At 61.5% G+C, this 9,987-nt stretch carries 8 protein-coding genes and 1 pseudogene; 7 read left to right on the top strand and 2 right to left on the bottom strand.

Going from position 1 to position 9,987, the window contains the following annotated elements:
* Positions 1–63 precede the first annotated feature (63 nt).
* On the bottom strand, positions 64–1,038 hold the full coding sequence (locus ACRAQ3_RS21100) for a helix-turn-helix domain-containing protein (RefSeq protein ID WP_322338205.1): 975 nt from the start codon (positions 1,036–1,038) through the stop codon (positions 64–66).
* 584 nt (positions 1,039–1,622) lie between these two features.
* Positions 1,623–1,925: pseudogene (locus ACRAQ3_RS21095) on the bottom strand (integrase core domain-containing protein); the annotation flags it as partial.
* A 77-nt stretch (positions 1,926–2,002) separates the two neighbouring features.
* Here ACRAQ3_RS21095 and ACRAQ3_RS21090 point away from each other — a divergent pair.
* From ACRAQ3_RS21090 to ACRAQ3_RS21060, 7 genes are all read left to right on the top strand, one after another.
* Positions 2,003–3,228 (top strand): IS3 family transposase gene (locus ACRAQ3_RS21090; protein WP_432257174.1). Its coding sequence is split into 2 segments (ribosomal slippage): positions 2,003–2,345 and positions 2,345–3,228, totalling 1,227 coding nucleotides; the frame shifts between segments, so codons are not numbered across the junction.
* Between the two features lie 455 nt (positions 3,229–3,683).
* Entirely contained in the window at positions 3,684–4,667 is a 984-nt protein-coding gene (locus ACRAQ3_RS21085) for a TAXI family TRAP transporter solute-binding subunit (RefSeq protein ID WP_322338206.1), read from the top strand.
* Positions 4,664–6,571 (top strand): TRAP transporter permease, encoded by a 1,908-nt coding sequence (locus ACRAQ3_RS21080; protein WP_322338207.1) that lies wholly within the window; start codon positions 4,664–4,666, stop codon positions 6,569–6,571. The genes ACRAQ3_RS21085 and ACRAQ3_RS21080 overlap by 4 nt, the downstream gene beginning before the upstream one ends.
* 74 nt (positions 6,572–6,645) lie before the next feature.
* Positions 6,646–6,894: a hypothetical protein gene (locus tag ACRAQ3_RS21075; protein ID WP_322338208.1), complete on the top strand. Its 249-nt coding sequence runs from the start codon at positions 6,646–6,648 to the stop codon at positions 6,892–6,894.
* A 182-nt stretch (positions 6,895–7,076) separates the two neighbouring features.
* On the top strand, positions 7,077–8,078 hold the full coding sequence (gene dctP, locus ACRAQ3_RS21070; protein ID WP_322338209.1) for a TRAP transporter substrate-binding protein DctP: 1,002 nt from the start codon (positions 7,077–7,079) through the stop codon (positions 8,076–8,078).
* A 63-nt stretch (positions 8,079–8,141) separates the two neighbouring features.
* Positions 8,142–8,651 carry a TRAP transporter small permease gene (locus tag ACRAQ3_RS21065; RefSeq protein WP_322338210.1) on the top strand — a complete coding sequence of 170 codons (510 nt, stop codon included), beginning with the start codon at positions 8,142–8,144 and terminating at the stop codon, positions 8,649–8,651.
* On the top strand, positions 8,644–9,954 hold the full coding sequence (locus tag ACRAQ3_RS21060; RefSeq protein WP_322338211.1) for a TRAP transporter large permease: 1,311 nt from the start codon (positions 8,644–8,646) through the stop codon (positions 9,952–9,954). Before ACRAQ3_RS21065 ends, ACRAQ3_RS21060 begins: the two co-directional genes overlap by 8 nt.
* Positions 9,955–9,987 lie beyond the last annotated feature (33 nt).

Genomic DNA, 9,987 nt, shown 5'->3' with positions numbered 1-9,987 from the left:
TGTTGTTGTGTGTGGGTCACGGTTCAGCGCCTCGACTTGATACCAGCCGGTATCAGTAATCGCTCAAGCCGGGAGTAACCCTTTGACCGCGCATTTCCGGTATCGACTCATATCTGACCGCAGGAGCCGCACGAGGGTATCGGGGGTGGCCTGGATCGCGCGTCCGGCGTCATTCAGCATCTGAGACAGGTGCCGTGCAGTAGGGGGCTGCCGCCAGTAATCTTTCCACGTAGACTTCACCACGATGATGAATTGGCGAAGGTAGTTCGCTGGGGCAGGGGCCGACTGTATCGCCTTCTCCTGCACAGCCAGCATCTTTGCATCGACCGCGACACCGAGGGATGTCCAGAGACTGCTGATCTCAGCCTTGATACCGGCCGGTATCATTGCAGTATCAGTGCTCGGTGCCTCATAGCGTCTCAGCAGATCTTCCGTAGCAGCGACGAGATCAGGCGATGGAGCGCGCTCGAAGCGAGGAAATTGCTCCTTGCCCTTTGCCGCCATCCACTCCTCAACAAGTTTTTTAATTACACACTCCGCCTGCGGCGAAGCTTGCGCGGCAGGTGTCGCCTTGATGTGATGTGTCATGGGGGCAGGGGGTATATGGTTATAATTTGTTTGGTTCTTACATACGCGTTCATTCTGCTGAACGCCTACGCGTTTACTCTGTTGAATGCGGGCGCTTCCCGCTTTTGCCTTCTGCCGGGCCTCGCCGGCGACCCGAACCGCCTTCCGCCACGCCGCCCAGAAGGTCACGAGGATATCGAGCTTCCCATTTCCACCACCACGCCCTGGCTTGCTGGTCGTCTCGATCAGACCCAGCCCGCGCAATTCCTTCATGTGGTTGGTGATGCTCGCTTTGCTTTTGCCCATGAGGTGCGCAAGGTAGGCGTGTGAAGGGTCGCAGAGGCCTGTAGCGTGGGAAGCGTGGGCACACAGGATGATCAGGAGCCGATATGCTCCATCACTCATCTTGATGTGGTGAATAGCGTCAGGGATCGCGGCATATCCGCGTGAGGCGTCGAGTTCGAGTTGCATTTGAGCGCACTTTTTTAGGCTCGGTCAGTCAAAATGACTTGCCGAGGGTTTGGGGGCGCTGCTATGAAAAGGGTGAATGTAGGGTTCTCTTCATAGAGCCTGGGACACGAGAGAGCTCAGATGGTTGCCGCCGTCTGGGCTCTCGTCTCGTCTAGGGCATCGATTACTGCATATTGCCTCGCTAGTTCTGCCGCGTTGGCAACATCACTGCATGAGTGCAGAAGCATAAGCAATCATAAAAACCGGTTTCTGAAACCCCACATTACTCCTCGAGGGCCAGAGATCCTTGCGCTGTCGGCATCCTTGGTCCCTCGGCTTTATTTCAGTGGCGAATTTTTCTTGAAGAAAATTCGAAGCTGTTGCTGTTCTGACACGTCTCACGAGTGGCCTGGTGCGCGTTTGGCGTGAACCTGAGTGGATTTTTAAAGAAACTCACTTATTTTCAGGTCGACACACCTGGTGATGATCGGTTTGAAGCGTCCTGCTATCGAAACGAGGTAGGGCAGGCTGCTCCCAACTGGGTCAGAGGAACCGGTCGACACTAACTTCGGCTTGCATGATGATGGGCTGCTGAAATGCCTAGTGTATGGTCCCGAGATCAAGTGGCACGGCTCTTGGTAGAATAGGTCGGGGTTAGTCTGCCATTCTTGCCCGATGAATTGCGCCGGGGTTAGCCCCTAGAGCGTTTTCAGACGTCGGACTGTAATATAGGCGTCGATAAACAGGGCGAGGTGGCGTTCGAGTTGCGCGTGATCGTCGTAGTGGTAGCGCTTCACCGTGGCGTCTTTGATCGTCCGGTTCATCCGCTCGACTTGTCCGTTGGTCTAGGGGTAGTGCGGTTGGGTCAGCCGGTGCTTGATCCCACTGGCCTCGCAGATCATGTCGAACCGTATGAGCCGTGAGGCGGCTGAACTGGCCCCCGTTTCGACCGGACACTTAGGCATAACGATGGAGGCTTAGGCATATGCCTAAGCACATGCTTATGTCTGACTACGAGATCATTACCGATGGCGGCCGCAGACGCCGCTGGTCTTCGGCCGAGAAGCTTCGGATCGTCGAGGAGACGCTGGAAGATGGCGCCAGCATCTCGGTGGTCGCCCGCCGCAATGGCGTAGCGGCAAACCTGCTGTATCGTTGGCGGCGCCTGATGTTGGATGGGGGAGCCGTGGCCGTGTCCGGAGATGACGACGTCACCAGCAACCGCGCTGTCCGACAGATGGAAGAGCGCATCCGCGAGTTGGAGCGGCAACTCGGGCGTAAGACGCTCGAGGTCGAGATCCTCAAGGAAGCCCTGGACAAGTCGCGCTCAAAAAAACCGATCTGGCTCGCGCAGTCGCAGCCCAAGGGCGGTTCCCGGTGAAGGCCGTAGCTGAGACGCTGGGCGTCTCCCGCTCGAACCTGAATGCACGGCTGAACGGGAGCGCGAAGCCGCGTCGGCGCTATCACAAAGCGCAAGACGCGGTGGTCCTCCCGCTGATCTCGGCGATCGTGGCGGCACGACCGACCTACGGCTACAGGCGCATCGCGGCGGTTCTGAACCGACGGCTTCGGGCCGATGGCGCGGCACCGGTGAACCACAAACGGGTCTACCGCATCATGCAGGCGCACGACCTACTGCTGGCGCGCAGATACACCGAGCGGTCGGAGCAGACGCATGAGGGCAAGGTCATCACCATGCGCTCGAACATTCGCTGGTGCTCGGATGGCTTCGAGTTCACCTGTTGGAACGGCGATGTCGTCCGAGGAGCCTTCATCATCGATGCGCATGACCGTGAGATCATCGCCTGGCGGGCCGTGGTGAACGCCGGCATCAGCGGCTCGGACATCCGCGACATGATGCTGGAGGCCGTCGAGGCCCGCTTCGGAGGCTATCGGGCGCCGCATCCTGTCGAGATGCTCAGCGACAATGGCTCGCCCTACGTCGCCAAGGACACCCGCATCTTCGCTCGACAGCTGGGCCTGAAGTCCTGCTACACGCCGGTGAAGAGCCCACAGAGCAATGGCATCGCGGAGGCCTTCGTGAAGACGCTGAAGCGCGACTACGTCCACATCACGCCGCTGGCGGATGCCGTCACCGTCCTCGAGTTGCTCGACGGCTGGTTCGAGGACTACAACAGCCATCACCCGCACTCAGGGTTGAAGATGCGCTCGCCCCGCGAGTTCATCGCAGCTCAAACCGCAACTGCCTGAGTGTCCGCCGAAACGGGGGCAAGACCAGCGGCGGTGTTGCGGTTGCGAGGCTGCTCGGCGAACTAGATGCCGTAGCACCTATGGAAAGGAGGCCATGGGCGCCACAGAGAGTGTCAGATCTTCTGTGTATGAGTGATCCGGTCCATGCTTCTTCGAAAGGAAGCATGCATGACGATCTCCAAGGAACTGTTGGACGAACTTCTGAAGGGCGTAGAGGGTCCTGAGGACCTGCTCGGCGAAGCCGGGCTATTGCGCAATGCTCCTTGACTGGGAGGCCCCCATTACCGAAGCCCTAACCCTACTTCGTAAGAAATCTAACTATTGACGTGATTGCTTCGCGCCTGCTAAGACATAGATGTCTAAGCTATGTTGCGCGTACCATTTTGCTGGCATGCATGCCAAGCGAAGAGGGGTGAGGAAGAGGCGCGACACAGGGCCACACGGGAGGAAATATTATGCACTTTAAGGCACTTGCACTGACGGTGAGCCTTGCCGCTTCGGCGACGGCCGCTCAGGCAGAATCTCTGAACCTAACCTTGTCTGGTGGTAATCCAGGCGGCCTCTGGTCGCTTTTGGGCGCTGGTGTCGACCGTGCAGCGCAAGCTGCGGATCCCTCTGCAGTGGTGACGTATCAGGCGACCGGAGGAGGGTTCGCCAATATCGGTTTGTTGGGGTCGCAGCGCACCGACCTCGGTTTGGTTCATGACGCGGAGGTGCAACTTGCGCTGGAGGGCGAAGAACCGTTTCGCGAGCCCATTACCAACATGCGGGCCATCGGCTACATGTACAACTGGGCGCCCATGCACTTCTTTCTCGATCGCGACATGGCCGAACAATACGACATCGACAGCTTGGACGACATTGCGGGAAGCGGGGCACCGATCCGCATCGGCATCAACCGCTCGGGCAACATCACCTCGAACATCGCCCTGATGATGCTGGAGCTTGCAGGCGTCACCGATGAGACGCTTTCCGAAGCCGGTGGCCAGTTCGTGCGCGCGGGCGCCAACGAACAGGGCGAGCTGATCCAGGACGGCCGCCTCGACATGATCACCAACGGAATCTTTATTAATCATTCCTCATTCCGCGCGGTGGACCAGAATGCCGACGTGGTTCTGCTTTCGGTTCCGCAGGAAATCATCGAGGCGACGAACGAGCGTTTTGGCACTGGAGAGATGACCATCCCCGCCGGCAGCTACTCGCAGCAGGAAGTAGATGTGAACACGGTGACGCTGGGCGCCCTGCTCGTTGCTACGGACGCCTTGTCCGACGAAGAGGCCTATGCGCTGACCAACGCCCTAATCGACAACATGGACGAGGTACGTTCGGTGCATAGCGCCATGCAATCTCTGACGGCCGAGCTGCTTGCCAAGCCCAGCGTGCTCGAGTTTCACACCGGAGCCGCCCGCGCCTACAGCGAGGCAGGGCTATCACAATGATCGGGCCACTAGTCGCCACCGGTCGCAAAAGGGATCTTGCGGCCGGCCAACAACGCGCCATCGTGGTAGTGGCCGCTGTCTTCTCCGCCTGGGTGATATACGCGAATCTATTCACTATCTCGGATCCGCTGGTTCTGGGCATCCTCTTCGTCTCCGGCATCTATGCGATCATGTTCGCCGCGATCGGCGCCACGCCCGACGCGCCCGACCACATTCCCTTCTACGACATCATCCTCTCGCTGCTCAGTCTAGCTTCGGGTATCTTCTTTTTCGTGAATGCGACTACCATCGCGGACCGCATCAGCCTGCTGGACCCGTTCACGCCCGCACAACTTTTTTTCGGCATCACGCTCTTGCTTCTCACGCTTGAGGCGACGCGCCGGACGACTGGCCTTGGACTCACCACCGTGGTCGTGACCTTTCTGGCATACAACTGGTTCGGGTATCTTCTGCCGCCGCCCTTCGGGCATGGGGTGGATGAATTCGCCTACCTGCTCGACATCCTAGTCTTCACCACGGACGGCGTCTTCGGAGTGCCGATCCAGGTTGTCGCCAGCTATGTCTTCCTTTTCGTCATGTTCGGTACCTTCCTGTCGAAGGCAGGCGGGGGAGAGTTCTTCTTCAACCTCGCGGCGCTGCTGACCGGGCGCACCCGTGGTGGCCCCGCGAAGATCGCGGTGATTTCCTCAGGTCTTTACGGCACGATGTCGGGCAGCCCGACATCGGACGTGGTGGCGACGGGCTCGATCACCATTCCGGTCATGAAGCGGCTCGGCTATTCGGCTCGCTTCGCCGGCGCCGTCGAGGTCGCGGCCTCCACCGGTGGCAGCGCGATGCCGCCGATCATGGGCTCGGCCGCCTTCATCCTCGCCGAATACACCGGCGTCGATTACAACGCGGTCGTCGTCGCGGCCGTGGTACCGGCGCTGCTCTACTACCTCGGCGTCTTCAGCCAAGTCCATCTGCGCGCGGTGCGCGACGACCTGCGCCCCTCCGAGGACGAGATGCCGTCGGTCGCGCAGACATTCCGGACCGGCTGGGTATTCCTGCTGCCGATCATCGGCATCGTGGTCGCGCTGCTCGCGGGTTATTCTCCGACCTTCACCGCCGGCATCGGCGTGGCCGGCGTCATCGCCGCTTCGATGTTGCTCAAGGCGACCCGTCTGTCTCTCTGGCAGATCATCGAGGGGCTGGGCGAGACCACGCTGCGCATCCTGCCAGTGGCAGGCGCCTGCGCCGCCGCGGGGCTGGTGATCGGCGGCCTGTCCATGACCGGCCTCGGGATGAAGGCCGCGAACGTGATCCTGGTGATTAGCAACGCGCAACCTGTACTCACGCTGTTCATCGCCGCTCTGGTGACGATCATCCTAGGCCTCGGGATGCCGACGCCGAGCGCTTATATCCTTGCGGCCGTGCTGGTCGGCCCCGCCTTGGCCCAGCTGGGCTACGCCGTTCTGCAAAGCCACATGTTCCTGCTCTACTTCGCAATCCTGTCGGCTCTGACCCCCCCGATCGCGGTGGCTGCGCTCTCGGCGGCAGCGATCGCGCGAGAGGACCCGTTCAAGATCGCTTTCACGTCGGTGAAGCTGGCTTCGATCGGCTTCCTTGTGCCTTTCGCCTTCGTCTGGAACCCGGCCTTGATGCTTCTGGCCGACCCTGTTTCCAACGTGCTGGCGGTCGTCGGCGGGATCGTCGCAACCTTGGCCATCGCGGTTGCCGTTGAGGCCTTCGCCAGCAAGCCGGTTTCCCCGGTCGAACGGGTTCTGCTGGCAGCGGCCGGTATCGCGGCCATCACGCCATTTGCCCCTGTCGCGCTAGTCGGGATCTTGAGCGGCCTGATGCTCTTGGGCCGACATGTCGTGGCCGGCCGTCGCGGCGGCCTGCATCGGAACGCCACCGGCTAATACCGATGCAAGCCTCCGGCAAGAGAGCGGCCCGGTTTCATCCGGCCGCTCTTTCCCTTTAAAGAGAGACAGACGTGACCCAATCGACAGAAACCGCCGCGCCGCATGCGCCGCAACCGAAATTTTGGAAACGCTGGGTCATCAGCATGCTGGCCGTCTATCCTGCGCTGATCCTCCTCGTGGCACTGACGAGGCCTTTCACCCGCGACATGCCGATCGCGGCCTCGCTGTTCATCGTCGCGCTGCTTCTGACCGGGCTCAACACCGGGCTCATTCTGCCCTTCCTGAACCGCCGCTTCGGTCGCTGGCTAGCAGCATCCTGACCCGCGCGAACGGAAGGATTTCATGTATGTGAAATGTCCTGCCGACGCTGGCGGCAACGATGACAAGTGGATCTCCCATCCATAAGCTTAGATAACTTACTATTCTGGGTTGGGGTCACGGCTCAAAGCATGACTGTGCGGCACGGGTCGCTCGGCCGGAAGGCTAGGGGAGGAGCATTTCCATGATTTCCAGACATATTTCGATCTCGGCATGGGTGACGGTCGCAGGCGCTGCGGCGCTGGGGCTGGCCACGGGGTTCGCCGACTCGGCCGAGGCGCGCGACCTGCGCCTCCTCTCGAGCTGGGATTCCAGCTATCCCGTGGTCAACCACGTCCTGCACCCCTTCCTCGAAACACTCGATGAAGCGGTTACGACGGAACTCGGCATGACGGTGATGGGGCCAGAGACGGTGCCGCCCTTCGAGCAGTTCGACCCGGTGTCGCGCGGTCTTTTCGACCTTCTATTCACCAATGGTGCCTATCATTTCAACGAGACCTCGACAGGCATGGCGCTCGATGGGCTGTCGGGAGATACCGAGGCGCTGCGCGCGGCCGGGATCTGGGACGCGGTTGATGCGGAATACCAAGCCCTGGGGCTGAAGTTGATTGCCGTGCTATATGATCTAAACGGCTATCATATCATGCTCAAGGAGCCGCTGGGCGAGGATGGCCTGCAGGGCCGCCGCGTTCGTGGGACGCCGATCTATCACCCGGCGATCGACGTACTGGGCGGCTCGCCCGTGGTGCTGCCCGGCGGCGAGATCTATCCCGCCCTCGAACGCGGCGTGATCGACGGCGCGGCCTGGCCGACTATCGGCGCGATGTCCTACCGCTGGTTCGAGGTCGCCGATTACATGATGCGCCCGAGCTTCGGCCAAGTCGGCCACCTTGTGCTGATGAACCTCGAGACCTGGAGCGGCCTGCCCGACGAGACCCGCGCCGAAATCGAGACCGCCGCGCGCACCTTCGAGATCGAGGCCAACGCTCTCTTCGACACGCTGGTCGCCGAGGAAAGCGCCGCGCTGGAAGAGGCGGGCATGAGTGTTACCAAGCTGAGCGACCCGCATGCCGAGATGCTCGATCAGGCCTGGTTTTCCGGCGTGTTCGACCTTGCCGCGACGCAATCGGCCGAAACGATCGAGAAGATGCGCCGCCTTGCCACCGAGGCGGACCTCGACGGCTGATCCGACTCCGGACGCGCGGCGGCTGAGCGCCGCGCGTCGTTCCGTTCCTTGGAGCTATCGCCCATGCGACCGATCCTGCGGCTTCAGGACGCGCTGACCCGGCTGGCGTTCTTCGTCGGCGCCGGCGCACTGGCAGCCATCGTCCTCATCTATGCCTACGAGGTCGTCTCGCGCTACGCCTTCGGCGCGCCGACGCTCTGGGCCAGTGATTTCGTCTCGTTTCTCCTGCTGATCTCGGTCTTCTGCGCCGGGCCGTGGCTGACGCGCGAGGGGGGGCATGTCGCGGTCACGATCCTGCCGGACCTTGCGAGCGTTCGGCGTCCATTGATCCTGCGCATGGGCTTTTTGGTAGCGGCGGCGACCTGTCTCTGGGCGACCTGGCTATGCTTGGGCGAGGTGCGGCACCTGGCCGAACGCGGCACCGCGACGCTGACCACGGTGCGCATCCCGAAATGGATCCTCATGGCCTTTATCGCCTATGGCGTCGGCAATTCCGGCTTGTATTTCTTGCGTCTCGCCTGCGGCGCGGACCTGTCTGGCACTGAAACCCCAGAGGAGGTGACCCATGGTTGAGGGGATCACCGCCGTGGTTACCGGCGTGACCCTGCTTTTGAGCTTCATGGCAGTGGGCTTGCCCGTCTTTGTGGCCTTCCTGTTGGTCAACCTGCTGGCGGTCGCGATCATCATGGGGCCAACGGGCTACGGTATGTTCGTTAACTCGCTCTACGAGACGACGACGACGCAATCGCTGGTCACCATTCCGCTGTTCATCTTGATGGGGGAGATTCTGTTCCGTTCGAATTCCGTTGAGGTGCTGTTCCGCTCCATCGACACGCTGGTCGGCCGGGTAAAGGGGCGCCAATACGTGCTGTCGATCGTGCTCGCCACTGTGTTCAGCACGCTATCGGGCGCCGCGATGGGCGTCGCCGCAATGCTGGGCCGTTCGCTGCTGCCGGGCATGACGGCGCGCGGCTACGACGCCCGGCTATCGGCAGGTAGCATTCTGGCAGGCGCGAGCCTCGCGCCGCTGATCCCCCCCAGCGTCCTCGTGATCATCATAGGCACGCTGGCGGGGGTATCGATCGCAGGGTTGCTGATCGCGGGGATCTTGCCCGGCCTGATGTTCGCGGCGATCTTCCTCGGCTACTGTTTCGCCCGCTGCTGGATCGATCCGTCCCTCGCACCCGACGAGGCCGACGAGAGCACCCGCACCACGCTAGCTGATAAGGGCTGGGCGCTGCTGCGCATCGTGCCCTTCTCAATCATCATCCTGATGGTGATGGGGCTGATCCTGGCCGGCGTCGCTACCCCAACGGAGGCGGGCGCGATGGGGGTGATCGGCTCGCTGATCACGGCCGCGATCTATCGCAACCTGTCACCGCAGATGATCGGCGAGGCGCTGGTTTCCTCGGTAAAGGTCGCGGCGATGATCCTGTTCATCATGGCCAGCTCGAAGCTGTTTAGCCAGCTTCTTGCCTTCACCGGTGGAGCGACGGCGATGACCGAATGGGTGGTGGGCCTCGACCAGCCGCGCTGGGTGATGCTGGTCCTGCTCATGCTGCTGCCTTTCGTGCTGTGCATGTTCATCGACCAGATTGCGCTGATGCTGATCGTGATCCCGATCTACCTGCCGATCATCGCGGAACTGCAATTTGACCCGATCTGGTTCTGGTTGCTGTTTCTCGTGAACATCACCGTGGGGGGCATGACCCCGCCCTTCGGCTACACGCTCTTCGCACTGAAGAGCGCCTGGCCCGAGGCAAGCCTCGGCAAGGTGTTCTCTTCGGCCTGGCCCTTCGTGCTGCTCTATGTGCTGGGGATGCTGGTCTTGGCGCTGGTGCCCGGGCTGACGACGCTGCTGCCGTCGCTGCTTTGACGGTTTTCGAAACGGCGGCCCCCGCCGCCCGCT

The sequence above is a fragment of the Limimaricola sp. AA108-03 genome (genome assembly GCF_050847355.1).
Classification (GTDB): Bacteria; Pseudomonadota; Alphaproteobacteria; order Rhodobacterales; family Rhodobacteraceae; genus Limimaricola.
Note: the sequence above shows the minus strand (reverse complement) of the source record. Positions and strands in the feature narration are given on the sequence as shown.